This is a genomic window from Mesorhizobium sp. P160219, from assembly GCF_057786095.1.
The window spans coordinates 4,298,695-4,325,257 of record NZ_JBYNWG010000001.1 but is presented as its reverse complement, the minus strand read 5'-3'; the positions used below and the strand labels follow the sequence as shown (position 1 = coordinate 4,325,257).

28 protein-coding genes are annotated in these 26,563 nt (G+C 62.8%); 10 read left to right on the top strand and 18 right to left on the bottom strand.

The annotated features are described in order from the left end of the window. Positions 1–42: 42 nt before the first annotated feature. From clpA to AC3EMP_RS20930, 3 genes are all read right to left on the bottom strand, one after another. The gene (gene clpA, locus AC3EMP_RS20940; RefSeq protein WP_023693436.1) at positions 43–2,532 is read right to left on the bottom strand and encodes an ATP-dependent Clp protease ATP-binding subunit ClpA; all 2,490 of its coding nucleotides are present in this window, start codon (positions 2,530–2,532) and stop codon (positions 43–45) included. 6 nt (positions 2,533–2,538) lie between these two features. Then, a complete protein-coding gene (clpS, locus tag AC3EMP_RS20935) occupies positions 2,539–2,865 on the bottom strand; it encodes an ATP-dependent Clp protease adapter ClpS (RefSeq protein ID WP_023671012.1) in 327 nt (108 codons plus the stop codon). 277 nt (positions 2,866–3,142) lie between these two features. Further along, the gene (locus AC3EMP_RS20930) at positions 3,143–3,472 is read right to left on the bottom strand and encodes a phasin family protein (protein WP_023671011.1); all 330 of its coding nucleotides are present in this window, start codon (positions 3,470–3,472) and stop codon (positions 3,143–3,145) included. Between the two features lie 340 nt (positions 3,473–3,812). On the opposite strand from AC3EMP_RS20930, the gene AC3EMP_RS20925 reads away from it, so the two are divergent. Beyond that, positions 3,813–5,207, top strand: a complete 1,395-nt coding sequence (locus AC3EMP_RS20925) for an SPOR domain-containing protein (protein ID WP_488494665.1) — start codon at positions 3,813–3,815, stop codon at positions 5,205–5,207. Positions 5,208–5,253: 46 nt separating this feature from the next. Here the strand turns inward: AC3EMP_RS20925 and AC3EMP_RS20920 are convergent, their stop codons facing one another. The 4 genes from AC3EMP_RS20920 to AC3EMP_RS20905 form a co-directional block, all read right to left on the bottom strand. After that, on the bottom strand, positions 5,254–5,952 hold the full coding sequence (locus AC3EMP_RS20920; RefSeq protein WP_352711942.1) for a DnaJ domain-containing protein: 699 nt from the start codon (positions 5,950–5,952) through the stop codon (positions 5,254–5,256). Continuing rightward, positions 5,952–6,677 carry a hypothetical protein gene (locus AC3EMP_RS20915; protein WP_023693433.1) on the bottom strand — a complete coding sequence of 242 codons (726 nt, stop codon included), beginning with the start codon at positions 6,675–6,677 and terminating at the stop codon, positions 5,952–5,954. Before AC3EMP_RS20915 ends, AC3EMP_RS20920 begins: the two co-directional genes overlap by 1 nt. Positions 6,678–6,780: 103 nt before the next feature. Further along, on the bottom strand, positions 6,781–7,218 hold the full coding sequence (locus AC3EMP_RS20910) for a DUF1489 family protein (protein ID WP_023815779.1): 438 nt from the start codon (positions 7,216–7,218) through the stop codon (positions 6,781–6,783). 78 nt (positions 7,219–7,296) lie between these two features. Further along, complete coding sequence (locus AC3EMP_RS20905; RefSeq protein WP_352711943.1) at positions 7,297–8,700, bottom strand: L-serine ammonia-lyase; 1,404 nt, start codon at positions 8,698–8,700, stop codon at positions 7,297–7,299. 271 nt (positions 8,701–8,971) lie between these two features. On the opposite strand from AC3EMP_RS20905, the gene AC3EMP_RS20900 reads away from it, so the two are divergent. After that, positions 8,972–9,715, top strand: coding sequence for a DUF599 domain-containing protein (locus tag AC3EMP_RS20900; protein ID WP_023671004.1), 744 nt, complete (start codon positions 8,972–8,974; stop codon positions 9,713–9,715). Here AC3EMP_RS20900 and AC3EMP_RS20895 read toward each other — a convergent pair. From AC3EMP_RS20895 to AC3EMP_RS20865, 7 genes are all read right to left on the bottom strand, one after another. Beyond that, on the bottom strand, positions 9,664–10,461 hold the full coding sequence (locus tag AC3EMP_RS20895; protein ID WP_023671003.1) for a YdcF family protein: 798 nt from the start codon (positions 10,459–10,461) through the stop codon (positions 9,664–9,666). The genes AC3EMP_RS20900 and AC3EMP_RS20895 overlap by 52 nt on opposite strands. 7 nt (positions 10,462–10,468) lie before the next feature. Then, positions 10,469–10,999 carry a hypothetical protein gene (locus AC3EMP_RS20890; protein ID WP_023671002.1) on the bottom strand — a complete coding sequence of 177 codons (531 nt, stop codon included), beginning with the start codon at positions 10,997–10,999 and terminating at the stop codon, positions 10,469–10,471. Between the two features lies 1 nt (position 11,000). Then, on the bottom strand, positions 11,001–12,566 hold the full coding sequence (locus tag AC3EMP_RS20885; RefSeq protein WP_023693429.1) for an amidase: 1,566 nt from the start codon (positions 12,564–12,566) through the stop codon (positions 11,001–11,003). Next, positions 12,566–13,021 carry a GNAT family N-acetyltransferase gene (locus AC3EMP_RS20880; protein WP_023726661.1) on the bottom strand — a complete coding sequence of 152 codons (456 nt, stop codon included), beginning with the start codon at positions 13,019–13,021 and terminating at the stop codon, positions 12,566–12,568. Before AC3EMP_RS20880 ends, AC3EMP_RS20885 begins: the two co-directional genes overlap by 1 nt. A gap of 7 nt (positions 13,022–13,028) precedes the next feature. Continuing rightward, entirely contained in the window at positions 13,029–13,316 is a 288-nt protein-coding gene (gene gatC, locus AC3EMP_RS20875; protein ID WP_023670999.1) for an Asp-tRNA(Asn)/Glu-tRNA(Gln) amidotransferase subunit GatC, read from the bottom strand. A gap of 110 nt (positions 13,317–13,426) precedes the next feature. Further along, complete coding sequence (locus tag AC3EMP_RS20870) at positions 13,427–13,843, bottom strand: hypothetical protein (protein WP_023670998.1); 417 nt, start codon at positions 13,841–13,843, stop codon at positions 13,427–13,429. Positions 13,844–13,887: 44 nt separating this feature from the next. Next, positions 13,888–14,595, bottom strand: a complete 708-nt coding sequence (locus tag AC3EMP_RS20865; RefSeq protein WP_023670997.1) for a metal-dependent hydrolase — start codon at positions 14,593–14,595, stop codon at positions 13,888–13,890. A 165-nt stretch (positions 14,596–14,760) separates the two neighbouring features. Here AC3EMP_RS20865 and ruvX point away from each other — a divergent pair, with 165 nt between their 5' ends. Then, positions 14,761–15,267 (top strand): Holliday junction resolvase RuvX, encoded by a 507-nt coding sequence (gene ruvX / locus AC3EMP_RS20860; protein WP_023688595.1) that lies wholly within the window; start codon positions 14,761–14,763, stop codon positions 15,265–15,267. On the opposite strand, the gene AC3EMP_RS20855 is transcribed toward ruvX, so the two are convergent. The 3 genes from AC3EMP_RS20855 to AC3EMP_RS20845 form a co-directional block, all read right to left on the bottom strand. Continuing rightward, positions 15,185–15,526, bottom strand: a complete 342-nt coding sequence (locus tag AC3EMP_RS20855; protein WP_023670995.1) for a DUF6105 family protein — start codon at positions 15,524–15,526, stop codon at positions 15,185–15,187. The genes ruvX and AC3EMP_RS20855 overlap by 83 nt on opposite strands. Beyond that, positions 15,526–16,113 carry a hypothetical protein gene (locus AC3EMP_RS20850; RefSeq protein ID WP_023726664.1) on the bottom strand — a complete coding sequence of 196 codons (588 nt, stop codon included), beginning with the start codon at positions 16,111–16,113 and terminating at the stop codon, positions 15,526–15,528. The genes AC3EMP_RS20855 and AC3EMP_RS20850 overlap by 1 nt, the downstream gene beginning before the upstream one ends. Before the next feature lie 124 nt (positions 16,114–16,237). After that, positions 16,238–17,866 (bottom strand): DNA alkylation response protein, encoded by a 1,629-nt coding sequence (locus AC3EMP_RS20845; protein ID WP_023670993.1) that lies wholly within the window; start codon positions 17,864–17,866, stop codon positions 16,238–16,240. 196 nt (positions 17,867–18,062) lie between these two features. Between AC3EMP_RS20845 and AC3EMP_RS20840 the strand changes: the two genes are divergently transcribed. From AC3EMP_RS20840 to dprA, 4 genes are read left to right on the top strand one after another with little or no spacing between them, the layout of a single operon-like run. Continuing rightward, positions 18,063–19,025, top strand: a complete 963-nt coding sequence (locus AC3EMP_RS20840) for an aspartate carbamoyltransferase catalytic subunit (protein WP_023684668.1) — start codon at positions 18,063–18,065, stop codon at positions 19,023–19,025. Next, complete coding sequence (locus AC3EMP_RS20835) at positions 19,022–20,308, top strand: dihydroorotase (RefSeq protein WP_023684667.1); 1,287 nt, start codon at positions 19,022–19,024, stop codon at positions 20,306–20,308. The genes AC3EMP_RS20840 and AC3EMP_RS20835 overlap by 4 nt, the downstream gene beginning before the upstream one ends. 56 nt (positions 20,309–20,364) lie before the next feature. Continuing rightward, complete coding sequence (plsY, locus tag AC3EMP_RS20830; protein ID WP_023696534.1) at positions 20,365–20,970, top strand: glycerol-3-phosphate 1-O-acyltransferase PlsY; 606 nt, start codon at positions 20,365–20,367, stop codon at positions 20,968–20,970. Next, positions 20,967–22,094 carry a DNA-processing protein DprA gene (gene dprA / locus AC3EMP_RS20825; RefSeq protein WP_031199582.1) on the top strand — a complete coding sequence of 376 codons (1,128 nt, stop codon included), beginning with the start codon at positions 20,967–20,969 and terminating at the stop codon, positions 22,092–22,094. Before plsY ends, dprA begins: the two co-directional genes overlap by 4 nt. 11 nt (positions 22,095–22,105) lie before the next feature. Here the strand turns inward: dprA and AC3EMP_RS20820 are convergent, their stop codons facing one another. After that, the gene (locus AC3EMP_RS20820; RefSeq protein WP_245263851.1) at positions 22,106–23,014 is read right to left on the bottom strand and encodes a hypothetical protein; all 909 of its coding nucleotides are present in this window, start codon (positions 23,012–23,014) and stop codon (positions 22,106–22,108) included. A gap of 50 nt (positions 23,015–23,064) precedes the next feature. Here AC3EMP_RS20820 and AC3EMP_RS20815 point away from each other — a divergent pair, with 50 nt between their 5' ends. From AC3EMP_RS20815 to AC3EMP_RS20805, 3 genes are all read left to right on the top strand, one after another. Next, positions 23,065–24,378: a glycosyltransferase gene (locus AC3EMP_RS20815; protein WP_023696532.1), complete on the top strand. Its 1,314-nt coding sequence runs from the start codon at positions 23,065–23,067 to the stop codon at positions 24,376–24,378. Beyond that, the gene (locus tag AC3EMP_RS20810; RefSeq protein WP_081839806.1) at positions 24,375–25,094 is read left to right on the top strand and encodes a Stf0 family sulfotransferase; all 720 of its coding nucleotides are present in this window, start codon (positions 24,375–24,377) and stop codon (positions 25,092–25,094) included. Before AC3EMP_RS20815 ends, AC3EMP_RS20810 begins: the two co-directional genes overlap by 4 nt. 135 nt (positions 25,095–25,229) lie before the next feature. Then, positions 25,230–26,555 carry a hypothetical protein gene (locus AC3EMP_RS20805; RefSeq protein WP_023688605.1) on the top strand — a complete coding sequence of 442 codons (1,326 nt, stop codon included), beginning with the start codon at positions 25,230–25,232 and terminating at the stop codon, positions 26,553–26,555. The last annotated feature ends 8 nt before the right edge of the window (positions 26,556–26,563 follow it).

Genomic DNA, 26,563 nt, shown 5'->3' with positions numbered 1-26,563 from the left:
TGAAAAAAGGGCCCGTCACCGGGCCCTTCATAGGCGAACCTTTCAGCTCTTGCGCGGCAGTTGCGGCACCAGGCTGCGCTTGCCGCCATCCTTGCCCTTGGGCTCAGGCTCGTCCTTGCCCTTGGGCTGAGGCTTCTGCGCCACCGCCTTCTTGGCGACGGGCTTCTTGGCCACTGCCTTGCGGGCTTTCGGCGTCTCTTCCGGCTCCTGCTTCGGCTGCACCGGGGCTTCGTCGGCCAGTGATTCGAGCTTCAGGCCGGTTTCGCCGGTTTCCTTCTTCTCGACGGTGACGCGCACCGTGCCGCCCTTCTTGAGCTTGCCGAACAGCACCTCGTCGGCCAACGGCTTCTTGATGTGCTCCTGGATGACCCGGCCGAGCGGCCGCGCACCCATGCGTTCATCGTAGCCCTTGTCGGCCAGCCAGGCGATCGCGTCCGGCGACAGGTCGAAGGTGACGCCCCGCTCGGAGAGCTGGGCCTCGAGCTGCATGACGAACTTCTGCACCACCTGATGGATGACCGGCACCGGCAGCGAGCCGAACGGGATGATCGCATCGAGACGGTTGCGGAACTCCGGCGTGAACAACCGGTTGATGGCCTCGACATCGTCGCCTTCGCGCTTGGTCGATCCGAAACCGATCGCCGCGCGCTGCGCATCGGATGCGCCCGCATTGGTGGTCATGATAAGGATGACATTGCGGAAGTCGATCTGCTTGCCGTTGTGGTCGGTCAGCTTGCCGTGGTCCATGACCTGCAACAGGATGTTGAACAGGTCCGGATGCGCCTTCTCAACTTCATCCAGCAAGAGCACGCAGTGCGGATGCTGGTCGACCCCGTCGGTGAGCAGACCGCCCTGGTCGAAGCCGACATAGCCGGGAGGCGCGCCGATCAACCGCGAGACGGTGTGGCGTTCCATATATTCCGACATGTCGAAGCGGATCAGCTCGACGCCGAGCGAGGCAGCCAACTGCTTGGCGACTTCGGTCTTGCCGACGCCGGTCGGGCCTGAGAACAGGTAGGAGCCGATCGGCTTTTCCGGTTCGCGCAGGCCGGCACGCGCCAGCTTGATCGCCGAGGTCAGCGCGGTGATGGCGGTGTCCTGGCCATAGACGACGCGCTTCAGCTCGATGTCGAGGCCTTGCAGCACCTTCTCGTCGTCTGCCGAAACCGTCTTCGGCGGGATGCGGGCCATCGTGGCGATCGTGGCTTCGATCTCCTTGATGCCGATCGTCTTCTTGCGCTTGGCTTCCGGCACCAGCATCTGCGAGGCGCCGGTCTCGTCGATCACGTCGATCGCCTTGTCCGGCAGCTTGCGGTCGTTGATGTAGCGGGCCGACAGTTCCACCGAAGCCTTGATCGCCTCGTTGGTGAACTTCACCTTGTGGAATTCCTCATAATAGGGCTTGAGGCCCTTCATGATCTCGATGGCGTCCTCGATGGTCGGCTCGTTGACGTCGATCTTCTGGAAGCGCCGCACCAGAGCGCGGTCCTTCTCGAAGAACTGGCGGAACTCCTTGTAAGTGGTCGAGCCGATGCAGCGGATGGCACCCGAAGACAGCGCCGGCTTCAACAGGTTCGACGCATCCATCGCGCCGCCTGACGTGGCGCCGGCCCCGATCACCGTGTGGATCTCGTCGATGAACAGCACGGCGCCGGGATAATCCTCGAGCTCCTTGACGACCTGCTTCAGCCGCTCTTCGAAATCGCCGCGATAGCGCGTGCCGGCCAACAGCGTGCCCATGTCGAGCGCGAAGATGGTGGCGTCCTGCAGCACTTCGGGCACATCGCCTTCAACGATGCGCTTGGCCAGGCCTTCGGCAATCGCCGTCTTGCCAACGCCGGGATCGCCGACATAGAGCGGGTTGTTCTTGGAACGGCGGCACAGCACCTGGATGGTGCGGTTGATTTCGCTCTCGCGGCCGATCAGCGGATCGATCTTGCCGGCCTTGGCCTTGTTGTTGAGGTTGACGCAATAAGCCGTCAGCGCATCCTGCTGCTGCTTCTTCTTGCCGCCTTCCTCCTGCGGCTCGGCGCCATTCGGGCCGCCCTGCTCGTCATCGGCGCCGCGCGGCGAGCGCGTCTCCGATGCGCCGGGGCGCTTGGCGATGCCGTGCGAGATGTAGTTGACCGCGTCGTAGCGGGTCATCTGCTGTTCCTGCAGGAAATAAGCGGCATGGCTCTCGCGCTCGGCAAAGATGGCGACGAGCACGTTGGCGCCGGACACTTCCTCGCGGCCGGATGACTGTACATGGATCACGGCGCGCTGGATGACGCGCTGGAAGCCGGCGGTCGGCTTGGAATCCTCATCGTAACCGGTGACCAGATTGTCGAGTTCGGTGTCGATATAGGTCAGAACGGTGTGCTTCAGCTCGTCCAGATCGACGTTGCAGGCGCGCATAACGGCGGCCGCCTCGGTGTCGTCGATGAGGGCGAGCAGCAGATGTTCTAGGGTTGCATATTCATGGTGCCGCTCATTGGCGAGCGTCAGCGCCTGGTGAAGCGCCTTTTCCAGGCCTTGGGAGAAAGCCGGCATGTTACCTCACTTCTTCTCCATCACGCATTGCAGCGGATGCTGATTCTGTCGGGCGAAATCCATGACCTGAGACACTTTGGTCTCGGCCACCTCGAATGTATAGACCCCGCACTCGCCCACCCCATGATTGTGAACATGAAGCATGATGCGTGTGGCGGCTTCGCGGTCCTTTTGAAAAAAACGCTCCAGGACGTGAACCACGAACTCCATGGGCGTATAGTCGTCGTTGAGGATGAGGACCCTGTAAAGGCTGGGCTTCTTGGTCTTGGTCTTCGTGCGCGTAATGACGGCTGTGCCGCGACCGGCCTCATTGCCGTCGCCGTCACTTTGCATCCGCACCACGCTTGTTGTGGCAGTCAAACCTGAAGTCACGTAATCCTGCCTCTTTCGAATCCCCATGGCGAGTTCGATATGTAGGTGTTCGATGGACGATTTTAAGCCCTTCTTGTTAGCTGACAATATGGCTAGGTGGGCAAACCGAGGCGATTTTCAAAATCGTGAACCGCCAAAGCCCCGGAATTGAAACCGGCATGAAAAAACCCGGCCGCGCATCCGCGACCGGGTCTGTTTTGCAAGCCCGAAAGGCCGTGCCTGGTATTCTCGAGCGAAATTACTTCGCCTTGGCGACAATCGATTCGAAGGGCTTGTAAGCCTCCTTGGCGAGATCGGCATAGAGATCGCCGAACTTGGTCGCCTCGGCAACGAAGCTCTCATAGCTCTGCTTGGCGAAGTCGGACTGGATCTCGACCGCCTTTTCCAGCGACTTGGCGGAGAACAGCTTTTCGACCGCGGCGCTGCCGGCTTCGAAGCTCTTCTTGGTGTATTCGCCAGCTTCAGTGGCGATCGCCTGCGCGCCCTTGGAGAGCGAGGTGAAGCTCTTCAATCCGGTATCGGCAAACTCCTTGCCGTATTTCGAGAAGTCCTCGTAGGTCTGGGTCATTTGACGTTTCCCTTGGCGTTTTGAAGCGCCCTTGCCTGAGCGCGGTTGTGCAATGCACGAGAATATATTGTGCGCTGCACAAAAGTCAAGATTTCAGCGGCATCAGGCCGCGCTGCGCCGGCAACAGCTCAAATTCGAATAAAGAAAGACTCAAGCCCGAGTAAAATGGTGAACGCGCCGGTTACCATAAACGGATTGGTAACGCTGGCTGCGATAGTTTGACGACAAGTGAGGTCGGATCCCTTTGCCGCCTCCAGGGCAATGAGTTTCAAAGGAACTATCAGTGCGTCAGGCGTTGTCGGTCTTCGGTTCAAAATCCGCATCTTCCCTCAAAACGATCATGATCCTCGCTTTGGCGATGTCATTTGTCGTTGCGGATGCCGCGTCCTCGATGGCCGCCAGGTCTTCGGCGATCGTCGTCGACGCCAAGACCGGCAAGGTGCTTTATTCGTCCGATGCCAACGGCCGGCGCTACCCGGCGTCGCTGACCAAGATGATGACGCTCTATCTGACCTTCGAGGCCATGGCGAAGGGCCGGATCAGCAGGAACACGCCCGTGCCGTTCTCGGCCAAAGCGGCGGCCGAACCGCCGACCAAGCTCGGCGTCAAGGCGGGCGGAGCGGTTTCGGTCGAGACCGCCATCCTGTCGATGGTGACCAAGTCGGCCAATGATTCGGCGACCGCGCTCGGCGAACTGCTTGGCGGCAGCGAAAGCAATTTCGCCCGCATGATGACCGCCAAGGCGCGCGCGCTCGGCATGGACGGCACCGTGTTTCGCAATGCCAACGGCCTGCCCGATCCCGGCCAGTTCACAACCGCCCACGACATGGCGATGCTCGGCATAGCGCTCAGGGAACATTTTCCGCAGTATTACGGCTATTTCTCGCAGCGCTCCTTCCTTTACGGCCGCCAGCGCATCAATGGCCACAACCGTCTGCTCGGCCGCATCAAGGGCGTCGACGGCATCAAGACCGGCTATACCCGCGCCTCCGGCTTCAACCTCGTCTCGTCGGTTTCGGATGGCAACCGCCGCCTCGTCGCCGTCGTCATGGGCGGCACTTCGGGGCGCAGCCGCGACAACCAGATGGCCGGCCTGATCAACGCCTACATGCCGCGCGCATCGACCCGCGGCGGCGGCGCCCTGGTCGCCAAGGCCGGCGGTGACAATCCGGTCAAGGCGCTGGCCAAGGTCTTCCTGCCCAAGCATGACGCGCCGACGCCGGATGGCAAGCCGATCGTTGAAGACGATCCCGTAGCGTCCAATGACGATCCGACATCCGCTGACGAGCAGTCTGCTGAAGGCCAGTCTGCCGACGAACAGACGGTGGCCGCGGTCGAAGAGCCCGCCCCCGTCGTCAAGACCAGGAAGGTCAAGACCGTCATCGTGACGGCGCCGAAGGTCGAAACTGCGCAGATTGTGGCTGCCTATGCCGAACCCACGCCTGTATCCCCACAGGCGGTCGACCCGGTCAACACGGCCTCGGTGCCGGCTGGTTGGGCGGTGCAGGTGGCGTCGTCGCCCAAGCAGTCCGAAGCCCAGGCTTTCCTCGACAAGACCGCCAAGCTGGCGCCCAAAGTTCTTGGGGCTGCTTCCGGTTTCACCGTCGCCTTCGAAAAGGATGGCGAGACCTATTACCGCGCCCGGTTCGGCGGCTTCCGCTCGAAGGACGCGGCCTGGAATGCCTGCAATGCCCTGAAGAAAAAGAAAATCGCCTGCTACGCCGTCCAACAGTAGGGCGGCGTCGGAACCATCTCCCGGAAATTTACTGCGTCGAAGGAGACTAGTTGTGATTGGAGAGCAAGACGTCCTTGGCTTCGTTGATCCGCGCCGCCAGGAAAGACGTGCCGCCGATGTCGGGGTGCAGGCGCTGCATCAGGCGGCGGTGCGCCTTGCGGACATCCGCCGCGGCGGCCCCCGCTTCAAGACCAAGGATCTTGTAGGCCTCCTCCTTAGTCATGGCGCCCGCACATGGCGCAACACCCAGCCCTTCGCCACCGTTCGCCTCAGCGTCTTTGCGCCAGACGGGAAAACGGCCGTCAAGATACGTCTCTAGGAGCTGGCGGCTCTCCGGGTCGCCGGGGAGTTCGCGGTAAAGCTGCTGCAGCTCGGCCAGGCCCATCGCGCCCAGCATCTTGCCTTCATGGCGGCCGGCCAGAACCAGGCCTTCAAGCCCGCCCGTATCGTGATCAAGCTCCATTTCCAGTGCGGCGGTCCGCACCGTCGAGCGCTTGCCGGGCGCCGGCCCGACCGACGGCCGCTTCATTCGCATCGAACCGTACCAGGCAAGGGCCGCGGCCAGAATGAGGCCGGCAATGCCTTCGCGCCCGACCACCAGCACGGCGAGCCCGACCAGCGCCAGAAGCACCGGCCCGAGCGTGCGCATGCCGCTTGCCAGTTTTTGCGCATCGGCGCGGACAAAGATCGTCGCCGCGCCGAGCAGCACCAGAAACAGTGCAACAAGTGCAATGATAGCGCCCATCAATTCCCGCCGCCCCTGAGATGCTCGATCAGCAGCCGGTCTCCCGGCCTGTCCCTTGCCTCGAGCGCCTTCAATCCACCCGTCGCATAGACGGCAACCGCCGAAAGCAGCCCGGCCAAGGTCGCGGCAGCCCGCCGATCAAATCGGAACCAAGCCCCTTTGGACAGCCGCGCAATCTCCTTGAACGCCTTTTCTGCGCCGGGATCATGGCCTTCCTGGAAGACGAAGACGGGAACGCCGTGCAGACCGAGGCTGCCGGCCTTCTGCGCCAGGTCGTCGATATCCTCTTCCATGGCGTCGCCGATATAGACCAGAGCATTGACCTTGGCCGCCGCCGTTTCCTTCAGCGCATGCGCCAGCACCTTGCCGATCTGGGTGTGGCCGGCACGGCAGTCGATCCGCGTCATCAGCTGCTTCAGGGCATTGGTGTCGGCGACAAAAGCCGACGAGCGGCACTCGCCCAACCCGCGAAAATAGGCCAGTTGGACGCTGAGGGTGCCGGCCTTGCCGACGGCGTCGAACATTTCGCCCTGCAGCTTGATGGCGAGATCCCAGGTCGGCTGGCGGCTCATCGTTGCGTCGAGGGCAAGGATCAGCCGGCCCGTGCCGGTCGCGACAAGCGTCCGGGCCTGACGGATGAAGGCGTCGATCTCGCCGGCATTGGATTGAGGCTTGACCGGCGCAGGATCGGCCCTTGCGGGCACGCGCTGCTTCTTGTCGCTCATAAGAAGCAAGATGTGGCGTTGTCGGCTCCCTTGCAAGTCCAGCCTTGGACAAGATGAAGGGCCAGCGCTCGACGCTCTGGGAGAAGCGGCCGCGCCCTTGGCTCTACAGCAAGCCCAGATCGGCGAGCTCGCGCTTCAGTTTCGGCGGCATCTCGACCATTCCGGCCTTGCCCTTGCCGATATCTGCGGGCGCATCCGAAGGTTTGAGATAACGCCAGCCCTGGAAGGCGCGGCGCGGCTGCCAGTCGGTGCGCACGACGTCGAGGTCGAGCATCAGGCGGCAACGGCCGATGCCTTCGTCGTCGGTGAAGGGCCTGATATCAGTGATCAGCTGGCGGCATTGCACGCTGCCCTTGATCACCCAATAAAGCGAACCGCCATCGGTCACCTCGGCGCCGCGCGCCGGCACCATGCGGGTGGTGTGCCAGTGCTCGGCGGGTTCGCCGGCGCGGCGGCGCTCATCGACGCGAAAGGCGATCCATTCTTCGAGGTCCTCGACGCTGTCGCAACCGACGCACAGTTTTAGGAGATTGAGTGCCATCGCTTAAGGTTTAGTCCGGCGCGCGATTGCGTCAACGGCCCTGCCCGACTTCTCCACAGTGCCAGTGGCGTTGCGCGGTCAGCATTCCACGACATTGACGGCGAGCCCGCCAAGGCTGGTTTCCTTGTACTTCTCGTTCATGTCGAGGCCCGTCTGGCGCATTGTTTCGATCGCGGCGTCGAGCGGCACGAAATGGACGCCGTCGCCTTTGATCGCCAGAGAGGCGGCGGTGACCGCCTTGACGGCGCCGAGCGCGTTGCGCTCGATGCAAGGCACTTGGACCAGACCGCCGACTGGATCGCAAGTCATGCCGAGATGATGTTCGAGCGCGATTTCGGCGGCGTTCTCGACCTGCTCGGGCGTGCCGCCCATGACGGCGCAGAGACCCGCGGCAGCCATCGCCGAGGCCGAGCCGACCTCGCCCTGGCAGCCGACTTCGGCGCCGGAGATCGAGGCATTGGTCTTGATGATGCCGCCGACGGCGGCGGCCGTGAGCAGGAAGTCGCGGATGCTCGGCTGGTCAGCCTCGGGGTGGAAATGCAGCCAGTAACGCAGCACCGCCGGCAATGTGCCGGCCGCGCCATTGGTGGGCGCGGTGACGACGCGTCCACCGGCCGCGTTCTCTTCGTTCACCGCCATGGCGTAGATCGACAGCCAGTCATTGGCCAGCAAAGGGTTGGGCTTGTTCTGCTGCCATTGCTCCTGCAGCTTGTCGTGCAGCATGCGGGCACGACGGCGCACTCTCAGCCCGCCCGGCATGATGCCGTCCTGCGACAGGCCGCGGTCGATGCAGCCCTTCATGGCGCCCCAGATCGCATCAAGGCCGCTGTCGAGCTCCTCGCGCGACATATGCGTCTCTTCATTGACGCGCTTCATGTCGGCGATAGACAGGCCGCTTTTGCCTGCCATCTTCAGCATCTCGACGGCGTTCTTGAAGGGATAGGGCACCTTCTTGCCTTCTGTGGTCACCGAGCCCTTGACCTTCATCCGCTGCAGCTCTTCCTCGGACACCACGAAGCCGCCGCCGATGGAATAATAGATGCGCTTGAGCAGCAGCCGGTCGCCGGCATCGTAAGCGTAGAAAGCCATGCCGTTGGCGTGGCCGGTGAGCGGCGTCTTGCGGTCGAGCACCAGATCCGTCGCCGGGTCGAAGCGATAGGAGGGATGGCCGTGTGGCGATATCCGCTTCTCGGCGGCGATGCGCGTGGCGATGCCTTCGGCCTGATCGGGATCGACCGTCTGCGGTGTCAGGCCAGCAAGGCCGAGGACAACGGCGCGATCCGAGCCATGGCCGATACCGGTATAGGCGAGCGAACCGTGCAGGCTGGCGCCCAGACGATCAACTTTCGCGCCGGCCGGGCGCGGCCAGTCGTCTCCGGCGATCTCGTCGAGAAACCGCCGCGCCGCTGTCATCGGTCCCATCGTGTGCGAACTCGACGGTCCGACGCCGATCTTGAACAGGTCGAAAACCGAAAGAAACACGCTGCGCCGTCTCCGGGAATGGGATCAAGACCTACATATAGGACTTTCCATGATGTTTGTGCTGTTTTGCGGATTGCGGCGCTGCACCTGCCGACCTTGTTTGCTCCGGCAGCGACATCACCGGCTGAAAGCGTGTCGCGCTGAAACGGATTCATGCGACGCGCTTTAAGTTCTTGTTTCAATGCATGTCGTTGTCCCAGAACCGCAGCTCACCTCTGGGCGCATGCATTGGAGCATCGAACTGACCGCTTTGCCTGTGGTAAAAGGCGGCATGGGCGATTCCTTCCATCTGTCGACGGCTGATCTGGCGGCGCTGGCTTTCTTCCTGCTCGCATGGTTGCTGCATACGCTGGCGTCCGACGGCAGACTGGTCAGCCGGGTGTCGTTGACGATGGCCATGAACGTGCAGCGCGAGGCCTGGATGCGCACCATGGCCGAGCGCGAAATCCGCATCGTCGACACCGCCATCATGAGCGGCCTGCAGCAAGGCACCGCCTTTTTCGCCTCCAGTTCGCTGATTGCGCTCGGTGGCTGTTTCGCGCTGCTTGGCGCCTCGGATCAGGTCCTTGCCGTGCTGAACGACCTGCCGTTGAACGCGACCTCATCGCGCTCCGCCTTTCAGATCAAGGTCTTTGGCCTGGTGCTGATCCTGGCCTTCGCCTTCTTCAAGTTCGGCTGGGCCTACCGTCTCTTCAACTACTGCACGATCCTGATCGGCGCGGTGCCGATCCCCTATGGCGAGGCGTCACGCAACCCGGTCAGCGAAACGGCGGTGTGGCGCGCGGCGCGCATGAACATGCTGGCCGGCAAGCATTTCAATTCAGGCCTGCGCGCGGTGTTCTTCTCGATCGGCTATCTCGGCTGGTTCGTCGACCCGATCGTGTTCGTGCTGTCGACGCTGCTGCTACTGGCAGTGCTGGTGCGGCGTCAGTTCTTTTCCGCCGCAAGGCAAGCCGTGATCGGTCAGCCGCCCGGGCCGGGGAAAAGCTGGTCGATCCGGCCCGACAGCCAATAGGCGGCGAGCCCGATCCACTCGCGGATCGCCACGGTCGTGGTCTGCAGCGAATCGGGTGCGTTGTCGCGAAACAGGCCAAAGCCTTCCTTGCCCGAGGTGCGATAGTCGACCGGCCACGGGACCGTGTGAAAGCCGGCCTTGTCGAACAGCGCCTTGGCGCGCGGCATGTGGAAGGCGGAGGTCACCAGCAGCCAGGTTTCGCCCGATTTCGGCGTTACCAGTTCCTTGGTGAAGACGGCATTCTCATAGGTGTTGCGGGATTTGCTCTCGAGCATCAGGCGATCGGCGTCGACGCCAAGCGCACCGAGCAGCCGCGGCGCGGTGGCCGCATCCCCCTCGCCATCGATGAACAGTTCACCGGTGCCGCCCGAGATAACCACTTTCGCCTCGGGAAAGCGCCGGGCAAGGATCGCCGCCTCGACCATGCGGTCGCCGCCGGAATTCAGCTCATAGCCGCCGCGCGCCAAGTTGATGGCGCCCTCGAAGCCGCCGCCGAGCACGACAATGCCGTCGACCTTCCGCGGCAGCGGCGGCTTTGGGAAGCGCTCTTCGAGCGGATTGAGCATCATGGCGCCAAGCGACGTCCAGGCCGACAGCGCCAGAATCAGGAAGGCGAACACACTGCCCGTCGCCGCCAATCGCCGGCGGCCGATCAGCGCCGCGAGCAAGCCGGCAAGCAGCAGGAAGATCGCCAGGTTGAGTGGTTGGACGAAGAACCAGAATACCTTGGAGAGATAGAAGAACATTGCCTGCCTATCTCCAGCTCAAATTGTGACGGCCGGTGAAGTGCTCGACCGCACTCGCTACCGCTTCCGCTTCGAGGCGGCTTAACTCCCTGCCGAAAACAAGGACGCCGTTCGCGTTGGTCAAGCTGATGACTTCCGACAGTCCCACTTCGTCCGTGGGATAGGTATGGTCGAGGATTTCGACCCTAAGATGCCCTTTCAAAGGCAGTGACCACCGATTTCGCAAGGAACCCCTCACCGAGCGCACGGCTGCAGTGTCGGTCAGCCGCAGGGTTTCCCTGCCGAACACCCGCCAGATGAAATCCTTGCCCAGGAAATAGGTGAAGAGGGCAATGACCGCCACGAAGGACAGCAGGCCGAGCGTGCCGCTGGTGAGCGTTGCGGACGACATATCCGTCAATCCCATGTAGCCGGTGTAGGCGACGATCGCGGCCCCGATCAGGACAAAGACTGTCCTGAAATCCGAGGTGCGTGGCGGGTTCGTGATCAGCAGTTCGTTTCCCGTCTCGACGATGGAAATGCGAGACGGAGGCGGCATGCTACCACCACTTCTCCGGCTGGAAGGTTCCCGCCGCCTGCTCGATGACGGCGGCTGTCTGGAACAGGGTTTCCTCGTCGAAGGGACGGCCAATCAGCTGCAGGCCGAGCGGCAGGCCCTTGGCATCGAGGCCGGCAGGCACGGCGATGCCCGGCAGTCCGGCCATGTTCACGGTCACCGTGAAAATGTCGTTGAGGTACATTTTCACCGGATCGGCGGCCATGTCCTCGTCAGCGATGCCGAAGGCGGCCGACGGCGTCGCCGGCGTCAGGATGACGTCGACGCCGTCGGCAAAAACCGTCTCGAAGTCGCGCTTGATCAAATTGCGCACCTTCTGCGCCTGCAGATAGTAGGCATCGTAATAGCCCGCCGACAGCACATAGGTGCCGATCATGATGCGACGCTTGACCTCCCGACCGAACCCGGCGGCTCGGGTCTTTTCGTACATGTCGACAATGTCCTGGCCCGGCACGCGCAGGCCGTAGCGGACGCCGTCATAGCGCGCCAGATTGGATGACGCTTCGGCGGGCGCAACGATATAATAAGCCGGCAAAGCGTATTTGGTGTGCGGCAGCGAGATGTCGACGATCTCGGCGCCGGCATCCCTGAGCCAGGCAATGCCCTTCTGCCACAGCGCCTCGATCTCTTCCGGCATGCCGTCGACGCGGTATTCCCGGGGAATGCCGACCTTCATGCCCCTGATCGGTTTGCCGATCGCCGCCTCGTAATCCGGCACCGGCCGGTCGACGGAAGTGGTGTCCTTGGGGTCGACCGAGGCCATGGACTTCAGCATGATCGCGGCATCGCGCACGTCCCGGGCGATCGGGCCGGCCTGATCGAGCGACGAAGCGAAGGCGACGATGCCCCAGCGCGAGCAGCGGCCATAGGTCGGCTTGATGCCGACGGTGCCGGTGAAGGCGGCTGGCTGGCGGATCGAGCCGCCGGTGTCGGTGGCGGTGGCGCCGGCGCACAGGAAAGCCGAGACGGCGGAAGCCGAGCCCCCCGAGGAGCCGCCGGGCACCAGTTGGGCATTGTCCAGCGTGCGCGCGGTCTTGGTGCCGCCGGCCGAAACGAAACCGCCATCGCCCTGATGCGTGGTCGGCATCACCACCGTGTCGAGGCGCGAACGCCGCCACGGATTGACGACAGGGCCGTAATAGGAGGTCTCGTTGGACGAGCCCATGGCGAACTCGTCCATGTTAAGCTTGCCCAGCATGACGGCGCCGTCTGCCCACAGATTGGCGGTGACGGTCGATTCGTAGCGCGGCTTGAAGCCGTCCAGCACATGGCTGCAGGCCTGGGTGTGGATACCTTCGGTGCCGAACAGGTCCTTGATGCCGAGCGGGATGCCTTCCAGCGCACCGCCCTGGCCCTTGGCGAGCCTGGCGTCGGAAGCTTTGGCCATATCGCGCGCCTTGTCGCCGGTGACGACGATGTAGGCATTGAGCACCGGATTGGCGCGCTCGATGGCACCGAGATAGGCCTCGGTGATTTCGACGGCAGAAATCTCCTTGGCGCGCAGCTTGGCGCGCGCCTGCGAAATTGTCAGATGGGTCAGTTCGCTCATCAAAGGCTCTTTTCGTAAAACACCGACCACTCGGAATCGGGATAATCCAGCACCGGCCCGCAGCGCGAGAAGCCGGCGCGTTCATAGACGGTCCAGGCGGCGGGATGGCGGTCGCCGGTTTCCAGCACCAGACGCTTCAGCCCTTCGCTGCGCGCCAGCGTTTCGACATGTTCGACGATCTTGGCGCCGATCTTCCTGCCCCGATGCGAAGGCCGCGTGTACATACGCTTGACCTCACCGACGCGGGCATCATGGCGCTTCAGCGCGCCGCAACCGATGGCTTGCCCGTCGTCGCGGGCGATGAACACGGTGGTGTCGTCGCCAGCCATCTGCTCGACCGTCAGATGGTAGCAATGCTCCGGCGGCGTCAGTTCGAGCAGCGTCGCGTTGAGCTCCTCGACCAAAGCGCGGACATCGTCCTGCAGCGGCGTTTCGACGGCGATCTCGATTGCCATCGGCCAGCTACTCCACGACCTTCGGCACGAGGAAGAAATTCTCGTCAGTGGCCGGCGCGTTGGCGACGATATCGGCAGCCTTGTTGCCGTCGGTGACGATGTCTTGGCGCTTCTTCATCTCCATCGGGGTCACCGATGTCATCGGTTCGACGCCGGAGACATCGACCTCGTTCAGCTGCTCGACAAAGCCCAGAATGGCGTTCAGCTCGCCGGTCATGCGCTCGGCATCCTCCTCGCTCACCGCAATGCGGGCGAGACGCGCGACGCGCTTCACAGTTTGCAGATCAACGGACATGTCTTTAGCCTTTGGGAAAACCAGATGGCGCTATAGCGGCGTGGCGCGTGCCGCGCAACATCGATCGTGCTTGGGGATAGAGCCCGTTCATGCCAGGGCGGCATTTCAGCCTAGGGCAGCGATACACCCTCGCACAGATAATAGCTGCCGCCATTGCCGGCCTGCTCGCCTTCGTCGGCGGTCGGGCGCACCGAGACGATGTCGATTTGGGTCGCGTTCATCTGCGTGATCGACAGTATATCGGGAAAGAGAAAGCCCGGCTCCTGGCAGATGGCAGTGACCGCCCAGCTCGGCGAGCGCGTCGCCTTGGTGACCTGGACGAACTCGCAATTATACTCGACGCTTTGCAGGCCGTCCGCCGACAAGATGACATTGCCGGTGTCAATCAGCGTCTGCAGCGTGTCCTTTTTGGCTTGCGCGCAAAGCTCCTGGGTCTGGAGGTAAACGCCCTTGATGAAGTCCTCGGCGGCGGATGCGGGCGACGCAGCGACCAGCATCGAAACGCAAAGAGTCTCTCTCAAACCCATGGTTTAATTCCCCTTTGCGACAAGGGATCGTTTCAACGATCGCTCTATAGTGTGATCGTTTGGCCGATGGCTGGCAAGGCTACGTCGACACCTGATCCTTCGAGGCCGGCCACGAACTTCTCCGCCGTCGCGTCGATGATCGGGAAGGTGCCGAAGTGGCATGGCACGACGGTGTCGAAGTGGAAGAAGCGCCGGCAGGCCAGGGCCGCCACCGCGCCGCCCATGGTGAAGCGGTCGCCGACCGGCACGAGGCCGATCTTCGGCTCATGCAATTCCTCGATCAGCGCCATATCGGAGAAGATGTCGGTGTCGCCCATATGGTAGAGCGTCTTGTCCTCCGGGAAATGCAGGACCAGCCCGTTGGGATTGCCGAGGTAGACGTTCTGGCCGCCATCGAGCCCAAACGACGAGGAATGCAGTGCCTGCACGAATGTGGTGGTGAAGGCACCGCAATCGACGGTGCCGCCATGATTGCCGGGATTGATCTTCTTGCCGTCGACGCCCTTGCCGACCAGGTACATGCAGATCTCGTAATTGGCGACCAGCTGGGCGCCGCTCTTCTTCAGCACCTCCACCGCGCCGCTGACATGATCACTGTGGCCGTGGGTCAGAAGCACATGGGTGACGCCTTCCGCCGGCCCCTCCCAGCCGCTCGTCCATGATGGGTTGCCGACGAGATAGGGGTCGATCAGGATGTTCGCGCCTGATGTCTCGACGCGGAAGGCGGAATGTCCGTACCAGGTCAATTTCATCGATCGTGTTCCTCGATTTTGGTTGCGCCGGAAGATAGAACGCCGGCAGCAAAATTAAAGTGACATAGTGTGCTCGCGGTTCAAAAGAACGTGTCGCGCTCTTTGTGACGGCAAGTCTGGGTCACGGTTAGACTGGGTCACGGTAAAACTGGTTGGGGAAAGCCGTTGGGCATCATAGCAATCGAGGATCTGCCGGCACGGCTGGAGGGCGGCAGGACGCTGGCCGGGCTCGACCTCGGCGACAAGACGATCGGTGTCGCCGTTTCCGACCGCGGCCTGTCCTTCGCCCATCCGCGCGCGGTCATCCTGCGCAAAAAGTTTTCGCTGGATGCGGCAGCGCTGCTCGCCCAGCTGCAGAAGGACAATGTCGGCGCGTTTGTACTCGGTCTCCCCATCAACATGGACGGTTCGGAAGGTCCCCGCGCCCAGAAGTCGCGCGCCTTCGTGCGCAACATGGCAGGTATAACCGACCTGCCCTTTGTGCTGTGGGACGAGCGGCTGTCGACGGTGGCGGCGGAGCGGACGCTGATCGAGATGGATTTCTCGCGCCGAAAGCGCGCCGGCAAGATCGATTCGGCGGCTGCGGCCTTTATTCTGCAGGGAGTTCTGGACCGGCTCCAGTCGCTTGACCCACGCGATCGGACGGAACCGGATTCCCCGCCTGCCGCCTGACCCAGGCCATGATGTTGCGGCGGCGGCGAAACGCCCACAATGCCATCAGCAGGAAGCCGTCGAAGATGCAGGCCCTTGCCACCATGCCCGGAATGATCGCCGGATCGATGCCCAGCATCTGCCCGTAGAGCTGAAACACGAAATCATGCAGCTGCCGGCTGAGCATGACGTAGCCGAAATTGATGTCGTTGAGCGACAGGAAGAACCAGCCCCAGAACAGAGCGAGTGGCGCGGCCCACAATGCGAACAGCGTGCGCATCAGTGACCGTCCCTGCGGCTGGAGCCGCCTCTGCGACCGCTGGGACCAATGTCCGGACGGCCGGAAATGCGCGATAGCAAGGAGCCGTGCGCGGCACCCTTGGCCATGGCATGGGCGGTGGCGCGGCTCTCTGCCTCCCGAGAAACCATGACAGCGAAGACCGACCTCCGCTCGGCCAGCATGGCGACATAGGAGGCCAGAAGTGCCGCCAATTGCACGGCGACAACCAAAAACAGGCCGTTGATGCCTCGCGCTGCGCCGCCGATCAGGATGAGCGACAACACCGCGGATGCCGAAATGAAGGCGGTCCGCGCCACACTGTCGGCTTCGTCCGGGCTCGCTGCGGCGTTAACCAGGCTCTCGACGAAGACCCAGCAAAACAGCACCGCCACGACCAGCAAGGCGATGGCCAGCGGCGCCACGACGGCAGCATTGTCGAGATCGGCCAGACGAGTGTTTTCCACGACGACGCCGAGCACGCCCAGAGCGCCCGCAACGCCGCGGTTTCCATCGACACAGATGAACGCCAGCAGGGCGAAAACCAGCGCCCAGTGCAAGGCCAGAAAGGACGTCAAAATGTGCCGCATGGCATTCCTGCTTTGGTGACAAAGACAGTGGGGTCTGCGGCCTGCGGCTGCAACGGAAACCATTCGTTAAGGTTAACGGCTGTCCACAGGCAGGCAAATTCGTTCACGGCCTGGCGGAAGGCCCTCAATTCACCGGCGGATAGAGCGTGTCGATGATCATGCGCGCATCGTGGCGCGAATCGAGCATGCCATAGGTGTTGCGCCACTGGCCGGCGAGCCGCGTCTCGACGAAGGCGTCCGCAATCCGCCCTGCCCCCAGCCGGCGCAATTCCGCAGCTGCCGCCGACAGCGCCAGCTGTTCGGTCAGCAGGCGGGCCGACCCCTCATCGGTGCCGGCGACCTGCATGGCCGCCTTGAGCACGCCAATGGTTCCGCGTCCGCCGGCGCCGAGATCGCGGTCGATGCCGGCCAGCACCTCCTCGAACAGGCCGGGCGCGCGGCCGAGCACGCGCAGCACGTCGAGCGCCATGACATTGCCTGAGCCCTCCCAGATCGCATTGACCGGGGCTTCGCGGTAGTAGCGGGCGAGCGGCGCTTCCTCGACATAGCCATTGCCGCCGAGGCACTCCATCGCCTCATAGAGCAGTGGCGGCGCGATCTTGCAGACCCAGTATTTGACCACCGGGGTCATGGCGCGGGCAAAAGCAGCCTCGCCGCGGTCGCCGGCAGCCTCGTCGAAGGAGCGCGCCAGTCGGAACGAGAGTGCCGTGGCGGCGGCGACATCGAGCGCCATGTCCGCCAGCACGCGCTGCATAAGCGGCTGTTCGATCAGCGTCGAGCCGGCCACCTGGCGGTGACGGGCGTGATGCACGGCCTCAGCCAGCCCCGCTCGCATGATTGCCGACGAGGCGACGGCGCAGTCGAGCCGGGTCAGCGTGACCATGTCCATGATCGTCTTTATACCGGCGCCGGGCTCGCCGACCATCTCGCCGATGGCGTTGACGAACTCTACCTCCGATGAGGCGTTGGAGCGGTTGCCGAGCTTGTCCTTCAGCCGCTGAAAGCGGAAGCCGTTGCCGGAACCGTCGCCGAGGATGCGCGGGACGAGAAAACAGGAAAGCCCTTCCGGCGCCTGTCCAAGCACGAGAAAAGCGTCCGACATCGGCGCCGACATGAACCATTTGTGGCCGGTGAGGCGATAAAAGCCGCTGCCGGCGCGTTCGGCCCGTGTGGTGTTGGCGCGCACGTCGGTGCCGCCCTGCTTTTCGGTCATGCCCATGCCGAGCGTCAGCCCGGCCTTGTCGACCGGCGGCTTCTGGCTCTGGTCGTATTTGCGCGTCGTCACGCGCGGCGCCCATTCGCGAAACAGCTTTGGGCTGGCCATCAGGGCGGCCAGCGAAGCGCTGGTCATGGTGATGGGGCAGAGATGCCCGGTCTCGAGTTCGGCGGTCAGGTAGAAACGCGCGGCGCGCACCTGATGGCGACGGCCGATCTCGCTATCGCCGTTTTCCCAGATCGAGGAATGCAGGCCGCCGGCAACCGAGCGGCGCATCAGCGCATGATAGGCCGGATGGAATTCGACGAGGTCGATGCGCCGGCCCTGACGGTCATGCGTGCGGAGCTTCGGCGTCTCGACATTGGCGAGGCGCGCCAGCTCCTGCGCCTCCTGCGTCAGGACGAACCGGCCAAGCCCGTCGAGGTCCTTGCGCACCGGATCGGAAAAACGCTCGGCAAGCTGGATCAGCAACGGATCGCCCCGCCAGGCGTTGCCGCCCGTCAGCGGCGGCGGCTGGTTGGTCACGTCGTCGGTCACGCCCAATCCTTCTGAAAGTAGAAGGGCCTTCTAACGGTAGAAAGGCCTTATCATCACAAGGCTTCGAATCCGAAGCAATCGGCTAGATATAGCCCAAGCCAGGCGGCGCGCGCGACGAAAATACCGGGGAGAAAGGCCGCAATCCCAAGCTGGCGCTTGCGGCAAGGAATTCTCCCCCCTATAGCAGCGCCTTGAGATGACCGACGCTTCGTCCCTGCCGCTTTATCCTCACCGCCATCTTCTGGGCATCCGCGATCTTTCCCCCGGTGATATCGAGCTCCTGCTCGACCGGGCCGATCGCGCCGTCGCCATTTCGCGGCAGTCCGAAAAGAAGACCTCGACGCTGCGCGGCCGCACCCAGATCAACCTCTTCTACGAAGCCTCGACGCGCACGCAGTCGTCGTTCGAACTGGCCGGGAAACGGCTCGGCGCCGACGTCATGAACATGTCGGTGGCGAGCTCTTCGGTGAAGAAGGGCGAGACGCTGATCGACACGGCGATGACGCTGAACGCCATGCGGCCCGACATCCTGATCATCCGCCACCAGTCTGCGGGCGCCGCCGCCCTTTTGGCGCAGAAGGTCGGCTGCTCGGTGGTCAATGCCGGCGACGGCGCGCATGAACACCCGACGCAGGCGCTGCTCGACGCGCTGACCATCCGCCGCGCCAAGGGGCCGCTGTCGAAACTGATCGTAGCGATCTGCGGCGACATCCTGCATTCGCGCGTCGCGCGTTCCAACATCATGCTGTTGAACGCGCTTGGCGCGCAGGTGCGGGTCGTGGCGCCGTCGACGCTGCTGCCCACCGGCATCGAGAAAATGGGCGTCATCGTCTCGCGCTCGATGGCCGAGGGCCTCAAGGGCGCCGACGTGGTGATGATGCTGCGCCTGCAGCGTGAGCGGATGGAAGGCGCCTTCGTGCCTTCGGTACGCGAATATTTCCGCTATTTCGGCCTCGATGCCGAAAAGCTGAAGGCCGCCAAGGACGGCGCGCTGGTGATGCATCCCGGTCCGATGAACCGCGGCGTCGAGATTGCGTCCGAAATCGCCGACGGTCCCCAAAGCGTCATCCAGGAACAGGTCGAGATGGGTGTCGCCGTGCGCATGGCGGTGATGGAAGCGCTGCTCGACCCGCGCCGCAACGAGGGCCGGGTGGCATGAGCACGACGGTCTTTGAGCGCGCCCGCATCGTCGACCCGTCACGCGGCATCGACGAGGTCGGCACCGTGATCGTCGAGGGGAAAAAGATCGTTGCCGCCGGCAAGGCTGCCCTGAACCAGGGCCTGCCGGCGGGAGCCACCGTGGTCGACTGCGCCGGCAAGGCAATCATTCCCGGCCTGATCGACGCGCGCGTCTTCATCGGCGAACCGGGCGGCGAACATCGCGAGACCATCGCTTCGGCCAGCGTTGCGGCGGCGGCCGGCGGCGTTACCTCCGTCGTTATGATGCCCGACACGGACCCGGTGATCGACAATGTCGCGCTGGTCGAATTCGTGCTGCGCACCGCCCGGGACACGGCAAGCGTCAACATCTTTCCGGCGGCGGCGATCACCAAAGGCCTCGCCGGTCGCGAGATGACCGAATTCGGCCTGTTGCGCGAGGCCGGTGCGGTCGCCTTCACCGATGGGCGGCACACAATATCCAGCGCACTGGTGATGCGCCGGGCTCTCACCTATGCCCGCGATTTCGGTGGCGTCATCGCACATGAGACACAGGATGGCGACCTCGCTTCGGCAGGCGTGATGAATGAAGGCCTGTATGCCAGCTGGCTCGGCCTTGCCGGCATTCCGCGCGAGGCCGAGTCCATCCCGCTGGAGCGCGACCTGGCGCTGGCGCGGCTGACGCGCGGCGCCTACCACGCGGCCAAGATCTCGACGGCGACGGCAGCGCAAGCGGTGACGCGGGCGAAAGCCGACCAGGCCAATGTCACGGCGGGCGTGGCGATCCACAATCTGTCGCTGAACGAAAACGATGTCGGGGAATACCGCACCTTCTTCCGGCTGACGCCGCCTTTGCGCGCCGAGGAAGACCGGCTGGCCATGATCGAGGCGGTCAAGGACGGCACCATCGACATCATCGTCTCCTCGCACGACCCTCAGGATGTCGACACCAAGCGCCTTCCCTTCGCCGATGCAGCTGCCGGCGCGATCGGGTTGGAGACGCTGCTTGGAGCAGCGCTTCGGCTCTACCACAATGGCGACGTGCCGCTACTTCGGCTGGTCGAAACACTGTCCACCGCACCAGCAAGGCTGTTCGGCCTGCCGGGCGGCACGCTGAAGCCGGGAGCGCCGGCCGATCTTGCGCTGATCGACCTTGAAGAACCCTGGATCGTGAGTGAAAGCGGCATCCGCTCGCGCTCGAAAAACACCTGCTTCGAAGGTGCGCGGCTGCAAGGCATGGTCTTGCAAACGCTGGTGGCGGGCCGCACAGTGTTTTCGAGCTAGAGCGATCGCGCCACGTCGCAGACCGATATGTTGCTGGGGAAATGCGGGGGCAAACAATGAGTTATAACGTTATCCTGGCATTGCTGTTCGGCTATCTCCTCGGCTCGATTCCCTTCGGCCTCTTGATCACCCGCGCGGCCGGCCTCGGCGATGTGCGCAAAATCGGCTCCGGCAATATCGGCGCCACCAACGTTCTGCGCACCGGCAACAAGGGCCTCGCCGCCGCGACGCTGGTGCTCGACGCGTTGAAGGGTACGGCGGCGGTGATGATCGCGCGCCATTTTGGACACGACTACGGACTGTGGGCCGGCCTTGGACTCTGGGCGGGCCTTGGCGCCTTCCTTGGCCATCTGTTTCCGGTCTGGCTCGGTTTCAAGGGCGGCAAGGGCGTGGCGACCTATCTCGGCGTGCTGATCGCGCTCGGCTGGCATGTGGCGCTGATTTTTATCGTCGTCTGGCTGGCGATGGCTTTTCTGTTTCGCTATTCCTCGCTGGCAGCGCTGACGGCGGCGGTCATCGTGCCGATCGCGCTTTATTTCTGGAGCACACCTGAGACCGCCGGGCTGTTCCTGGTGATGAGCCTGATCGTCATCTTCAAACATCGCGCCAACATTTCGCGCCTTCTTGCCGGCACCGAAGGCAAGATCGGAGCCAAGGGTTGAGCAAGCCCGCCGCCGGGCCGCGCCTCAGCGACCGGCAGCGGCTGAGCTGGCTGCGGCTGATCCGCACACAAAATGTCGGCCCGGCCTCGTTTCGCGAATTGATCAACCGCTTTGGTTCGGCGGAGGCGGCGTTGGAGATGCTGCCCGAGCTGATGATTTCGGGCGGAGCCAAAAGGATCATGCGCATTCCTTCCGTGGAGGAAGCCGAAGCGGAACTCGACGCAGCCAGTGAAAACGGCGCCCGCTTCGTCGGCATCGGCGAGGCCGACTACCCGCCGATGCTGAAAAACATGGACAATCCGCCGCCACTGATTGCCGTGAAGGGCGAGGCAGCCGTCTTTCGCCTGCCGGCGGTGGCCATCGTCGGCGCCCGCAACGCGTCGCTCGCCGGCATCAAGATGGCGCGCATGCTGGCGGCGGATCTTGGCCGCGACGGCTACGTCATCGTTTCCGGCCTGGCGCGCGGCATCGACACGGCAGCACACCAGGGCAGTCTCTCGACTGGTACAGTGGGTGTGCTGGCCGGTGGGCTCGATGTCCCCTACCCGCCCGAAAATATCGGCTTGTGCGAAGACATTGCCGAGCGTGGCGGCGCCGTTATTTCGGAAATGCCGTTCGGCTGGCAGCCGCGGGCGCAGGATTTTCCGCGCCGCAACCGGCTTGTCGCGGGCGCCGCCCTCGGACTGGTGGTCATCGAAGCTGCGCAACGCTCCGGCTCGCTGATCAGCGCGCGCCTGGCCGGCGAGATGGGCCGGCTGGTCTTTGCCGTACCGGGTTCGCCGCTCGATCCGCGCTGCGCCGGCTCCAACGGCCTGCTCAAGGACGGCGCCACCCTGGTCACCGAGGCGGCCGATGTTTCCGGTGCGATCGCACCCTTGGCGGGCACGCGAACGCGAAGCATTGCGCCGCCAGAAAAGGCACCCGATTTTTCGGCAACTCCCCCGCCCGGTGAGGACGAACGCAGCGGCGTGCTCGAAGTGCTAGGCCCAACGCCGGTGGGCGTGGACGAGATCATCCGCCACACCGGCCTCAACGCCGCGCAAGTCTCCATGGTGCTGCTGGAACTCGACCTTGCCGGCCGCATCGAGCGCCATGCCGGCGGCAATGTCTCACTGGTTTCGTGAAAGCCTGAGACTTAGTTTGCGGCCGCAAATACCGCAGCACTTTCAGACATGAGGCGCCGCGCGGCGGGTTGGACATTATCCCTGTATGTAATGCATTGGCGGTAGCGGCCATCGGCAACGCGCTGTTTACCAATGCGCTCCCACTCCGGTGTCCAGGAGGAATTCCAGTCAAAATCCTGGGACATCAGATTTTCCCTGTCGAAGCATTGCGGATCCCTCTCGAGTATCCGACGCGCTTCATCGGCGAGGGGACTATAATTTTCAACAGCCGCTATCTTCCGCGCCCGCGCGGCCGGGGAAAGCTGAATTGCCGATTCGACACGTCCCGCCACATTTGGAACCGCAGCGGAACAAAGCTGTTTGCCGACCTGTGCCGTCTTTCGCAGTCCTCGGCAGAGGGCCTGGCCAAACGCAAAGGCAAGATCATGTATGGGATTATAGCCGTCGACCGCATCCGATACGATCTGGACATTCTTTGCGGTCGTTAGATCGGCGCGCACTCTCGAAAACACGTCGATCAGGAAATCATGGTTCCCGGCCAGCAGCGCTTCGTACCAGGCGCCATCCGGAATTTCCCCAAACACCGCGCCGCGTGTCGCGCCCGCAGCTTCGACCAGATCGCGCGAATAGCGGGTTCGCGATGTTTCCTTGCCGCCTGATCCGTCGGTCAGAAGATAGACCCTTGGTTTGGCGATCTCGAGCCAATGGTGGATCCTGAGTTCGTGCCCGGGGTGAGCGAGAATCAGCACGTTTTCCAGTTTTTCTCCTGACTTTTCAGGCAACAATGGCTCCAATCCAGTTTCTGGTCCGATCGAGCCGAATGGCCTGGGGACAAATTCAGGAGCAAACCTTGGCCGCGACAATGCTGACGAAGCTTGTTTGGTCAGCGGCTTCAACTTAAGACGCTGCCAGAAACTCATGCGCCTTTCTCTCTCATATCAGATGTAGTGCGCAAGCAAGGAATCGCCCGTTGCGAATTCTTATCACCAATCTCTCCCTGTCGCGAAACAGCGGATCGGAAGCGGTCGTCGAACTGTTGGCCGACGGGCTTCGCGACGCCGGCCATCAGACCATGCTGCTGGCTCCCACTCTGGGCGACATGGCCGATAGAATGCGTCGGCGCGGGCATCATGTCGTCGATCGGATTGCCGAGATCGTCGAAAGGCCCGATGTCATTCACGCCCAGCATCTGACGCCCTGCCTGACTGCGCTCGCCAGGTTTCCCGACGTGCCAGCGGTATTTTCCTGTCACAGCGCCTTCTTTGAAGTCGAAGCGCCGATGCTGCATCCCCAGATACGCCATTGGATTGCGGTCGACGAGGCGTGCCGAGCCAAATGCCTGTCGAGGGGCATACCGGCCGACCAGATGAGCCTTGTCTACAACGCGGTCGATCTCAATCGCTTCAAACAGCGCCCACCGCTCCCCGCCAGACCCGCGCGAGGCCTGCTGCTGACCAAGAATTTCGAGCACCAGGCGGCGGTTCGTGAGGCCTGTGCGAGAAGTGGCATCCAGCTGGATGAGCTAGGTCCAGCCACCGGGCGGTTTTCGCAGCAGCTGGAACAGGATCTGCTTGGTTACGACATCGTGTTCGCAACCGCCCGGATGGCCATCGAGGCAGCTGCGGTCGGCTGTTCCGTCGTGGTTTGCGACGCGCGCGGTTTCGCGGGATTGCTAAGCAGCGCAAACATGGAGGCATGGCGTCGCTTCAATCTGGGCGTTGGGCTTTTGACCAAGCCGACCACGGTCGAAAATCTTCTGGGCGCGATATCCGGTTTCGGTGCGAACGATGCCGCGGCGGTGTCCACCTATTTTCGGAAGGCGGCCGGCGATGCGTATTTTATCGAGGAACATCTGCGCATCTATGATCAGGTGCTGCGATCCGACAGGGGGCTGGATCCCGATGAGCGCGCGCTTGCGACCGCCGTGTGGATCGAAGAGATCGGGGTCTCGCATCCACGCCGAAGATGGTTTCATATCGTGAAAGAATTGCACGGCTGGCCGGATGCGCCCGAATTGGCGACGCTTCTGGCTCAGTCCCACGCGAACTCGCGAGTTTTGGAGAAGCTTGGCGAACAGAACGCCAGAACCCAGCAGCTTGTTCTGGACGAGGCTGTCTCGCGAGCCGCCGCGCTGGGCGACAACCCGGCTGTGCTGAGCCGGGTGGAGGAACAGCTTTCGAACCTTTCAAATTTTGTGGACGAGATAAAGCGGCTGTACAACGGTATGATCCCCTTGTTCATCAGAAAGCTTCTCCTTCGGGCGCGTAAAGGGGCCGGACATTGACAGGGCTCGACGGCTTGGACCGCGATAAATTGAGTGGCTACAGCATCTGCACCTCGCCACGATCCGGCAGCAATTTCTTGTGCCAGCATCTGAGCGGCACGGGCCTGCTCGGACATCCGCTGGAATATTTCAATTGGGGCGGGCGGCGCTATTTCGATGACCCGGACTACCCCAAGGATATCGCCGGCCAGGTCTGGAAGATCCTTACCATGGGCGCCACTCCCAACGGCATCTACGGCTTGAAGTTATTTGCCCACCAGCACGACTGGATTTCGGGCGAGGTGAACTGGGTCGATGCCCTTCCCAATCTTCGCTTCGTTCTGCTCACCAGACGCGACTTGCTTGGCCAAGCGATTTCCTGGGCACGCGCGCTGCAGACAGGACAATACCGATCGAGCCAACCGATGGCCCAGAAGCCGGTCTTCGACGCTGGACTGATCCAGAGCCAGCTCAACGCCCTTGCTCGTGAACGAGCCCGCTGGGAGATGTTCTTTGCGCGCACCGGTATCGAGCCCTTGCGGTTCGAATACGAGACAATGATCGAGGACCCTCGCCACGCCGTCAGTCAGGTCGCCGAGCTGATGGGCCTGAAGCCGCCCTCCAGGCTGGACCCCGGCAACGTGACCGTTGAGCTGCAAAGGGATGCATCAAACCTCGAATGGGCAGACCGCTTCCGGGCAGAGCGCGGCGACCCGAACATCCTGGACTTGATCTAGCTCCGCAGAATTCGTCTTCGGGCTGTCTGGAGCGCCGCTGAGCGGGTAGCAAAAGTAGCCATTTACTCTTCGCCATCCCGTCTGTATCACCGCCCCAGACCGCGTGGGGCGCCACGCCATCCAGCCGGGGGGCAGATGTCGACACCGTTCAATGCATTTACTTTGGTTGAGTTTCTCGCCTTTGCAGGGTTGAGCTTCCTTTATGTCCGGGCAGACGATTCGTTATCCCCCAGGGGCAAGACCGAGTGTACCATCGTCGCAGGGATACTGTTTGCGATCCTGGTCGCGGCAAGAGCCCCGGCGTTGCTTACCTTCTACAGGGTTTGGGCTGAAATTGGCCCTCTGTACTTCGGCTATGCCTATGCGAACGGTCCGTTAGCCGCTCTGTTCAACCCGGCAAGCAATTACTACGATCTAGCGGCAAACCTATCTTCAGCCGTTGCGGTGTCGGCCGGACTTCAGTGGTGGCCGGTCGTTGACACCGGCTCCGGTCTTCTGGTGGCTTTGCTGTTTCCATTTGTTGTCGCCGGCACAACGCAATCGATATCGTGGCGAACCGGAATCCTGTTGGCGGTTGCGACCGCGCTCTATTGCGTCACCGCATCGGAAACATTCGGAACGGCACTGCACATCAAAGGCTGGGGACCTGTTTATGCCGCGCTTGTTTTTGGGTCGTTGGCGTTCAAACAGCCGCTCAATCGCGTTCATATCGGTCTTCTTCTAGTGCTGCCGTTCACAGGAACCCCCGCAGCTTTCGCGCTTATCATATGGGCGGCTGCCGGCTTTGTGCTACGGCAGCCTTATCTTGTCCGACCTCTGGTTTGGTCTATTCCTGGATTGGCGACGCAGATCGGCTGCGCACTGTTGCCGGCAACGAATACCGGCTTGGCCGTACGGCCGTTCACGTTCCTCGGTTTTGCAAGCTTGCCAGACCTGTTCCTGCTCAAGGTGGGTGGTGCGATCCTTTGGCCGGCCTTGTTTTTCAGCAACTTGACACCGGGTACGCTTGAACTGATAGCAGCTGCCATCGTGTTCCTTGGCGTGCTTGGAGCTGCAGTTTTCCTCGCCCGCCGCCAGCCCATCCTGCTGCTCGTCCCGATCGTTGCGCTGCAATTTTCGGCTACTGCGATTCTCGCCGTCGGAGGTGCCGAGTCACTGCTCCAATCAGGATCTGGCTTCAGGTATTACTTCGCGCCAGTTGCAACACTTCTGATCGTTCTGGCGATTTGGGCGTCTTCGTGGAGGTTGGTTACAAGGGTCGCGGCGGTTGCTATTTGCCTATGCGCGGTCCTCGCAAATCGAGACTACAACGCCATGGTCGACGGCTTGTTCTTCACACCGTCCCACACCAGTTGGTCCTCGCAGGCAACGACCCATCTCACGTCACCGTCGCAAACGCTTGTAAATTACCCCGGAGCAGGCGGAGTACAGCTACCGGACTGTGGAGAATACCACTGCTAACAAGCACA

Excerpts from the sequence above, each read along its gene's own strand:
- AC3EMP_RS20840 (WP_023684668.1), top strand. The coding sequence starts at position 18,063 with ATGACCGACGCTTCGTCCCTGCCGCTTTATCCTCACCGCCATCTTCTG.
- AC3EMP_RS20855 (WP_023670995.1), bottom strand. The coding sequence starts at position 15,526 with ATGCGCACGCTGTTCGCATTGTGGGCCGCGCCACTCGCTCTGTTCTGG.
- AC3EMP_RS20850 (WP_023726664.1), bottom strand. The coding sequence starts at position 16,113 with ATGCGGCACATTTTGACGTCCTTTCTGGCCTTGCACTGGGCGCTGGTT.
- AC3EMP_RS20805 (WP_023688605.1), top strand. The coding sequence starts at position 25,230 with ATGTCGACACCGTTCAATGCATTTACTTTGGTTGAGTTTCTCGCCTTT.
- AC3EMP_RS20910 (WP_023815779.1), bottom strand. The coding sequence starts at position 7,218 with ATGGCACTCAATCTCCTAAAACTGTGCGTCGGTTGCGACAGCGTCGAG.
- AC3EMP_RS20900 (WP_023671004.1), top strand. The coding sequence starts at position 8,972 with ATGGGCGATTCCTTCCATCTGTCGACGGCTGATCTGGCGGCGCTGGCT.
- gatC (WP_023670999.1), bottom strand. The coding sequence starts at position 13,316 with ATGTCCGTTGATCTGCAAACTGTGAAGCGCGTCGCGCGTCTCGCCCGC.
- AC3EMP_RS20925 (WP_488494665.1), top strand. The coding sequence starts at position 3,813 with ATGATCCTCGCTTTGGCGATGTCATTTGTCGTTGCGGATGCCGCGTCC.
- clpA (WP_023693436.1), bottom strand. The coding sequence starts at position 2,532 with ATGCCGGCTTTCTCCCAAGGCCTGGAAAAGGCGCTTCACCAGGCGCTG.
- AC3EMP_RS20915 (WP_023693433.1), bottom strand. The coding sequence starts at position 6,677 with ATGAGCGACAAGAAGCAGCGCGTGCCCGCAAGGGCCGATCCTGCGCCG.
- AC3EMP_RS20835 (WP_023684667.1), top strand. The coding sequence starts at position 19,022 with ATGAGCACGACGGTCTTTGAGCGCGCCCGCATCGTCGACCCGTCACGC.
- plsY (WP_023696534.1), top strand. The coding sequence starts at position 20,365 with ATGAGTTATAACGTTATCCTGGCATTGCTGTTCGGCTATCTCCTCGGC.
- AC3EMP_RS20880 (WP_023726661.1), bottom strand. The coding sequence starts at position 13,021 with ATGGCAATCGAGATCGCCGTCGAAACGCCGCTGCAGGACGATGTCCGC.
- AC3EMP_RS20885 (WP_023693429.1), bottom strand. The coding sequence starts at position 12,566 with ATGAGCGAACTGACCCATCTGACAATTTCGCAGGCGCGCGCCAAGCTG.
- AC3EMP_RS20865 (WP_023670997.1), bottom strand. The coding sequence starts at position 14,595 with ATGAAATTGACCTGGTACGGACATTCCGCCTTCCGCGTCGAGACATCA.
- AC3EMP_RS20870 (WP_023670998.1), bottom strand. The coding sequence starts at position 13,843 with ATGGGTTTGAGAGAGACTCTTTGCGTTTCGATGCTGGTCGCTGCGTCG.
- AC3EMP_RS20930 (WP_023671011.1), bottom strand. The coding sequence starts at position 3,472 with ATGACCCAGACCTACGAGGACTTCTCGAAATACGGCAAGGAGTTTGCC.
- AC3EMP_RS20890 (WP_023671002.1), bottom strand. The coding sequence starts at position 10,999 with ATGCCGCCTCCGTCTCGCATTTCCATCGTCGAGACGGGAAACGAACTG.
- AC3EMP_RS20920 (WP_352711942.1), bottom strand. The coding sequence starts at position 5,952 with ATGGGCGCTATCATTGCACTTGTTGCACTGTTTCTGGTGCTGCTCGGC.
- AC3EMP_RS20895 (WP_023671003.1), bottom strand. The coding sequence starts at position 10,461 with ATGTTCTTCTATCTCTCCAAGGTATTCTGGTTCTTCGTCCAACCACTC.
- AC3EMP_RS20820 (WP_245263851.1), bottom strand. The coding sequence starts at position 23,014 with ATGAGTTTCTGGCAGCGTCTTAAGTTGAAGCCGCTGACCAAACAAGCT.
- clpS (WP_023671012.1), bottom strand. The coding sequence starts at position 2,865 with ATGCAAAGTGACGGCGACGGCAATGAGGCCGGTCGCGGCACAGCCGTC.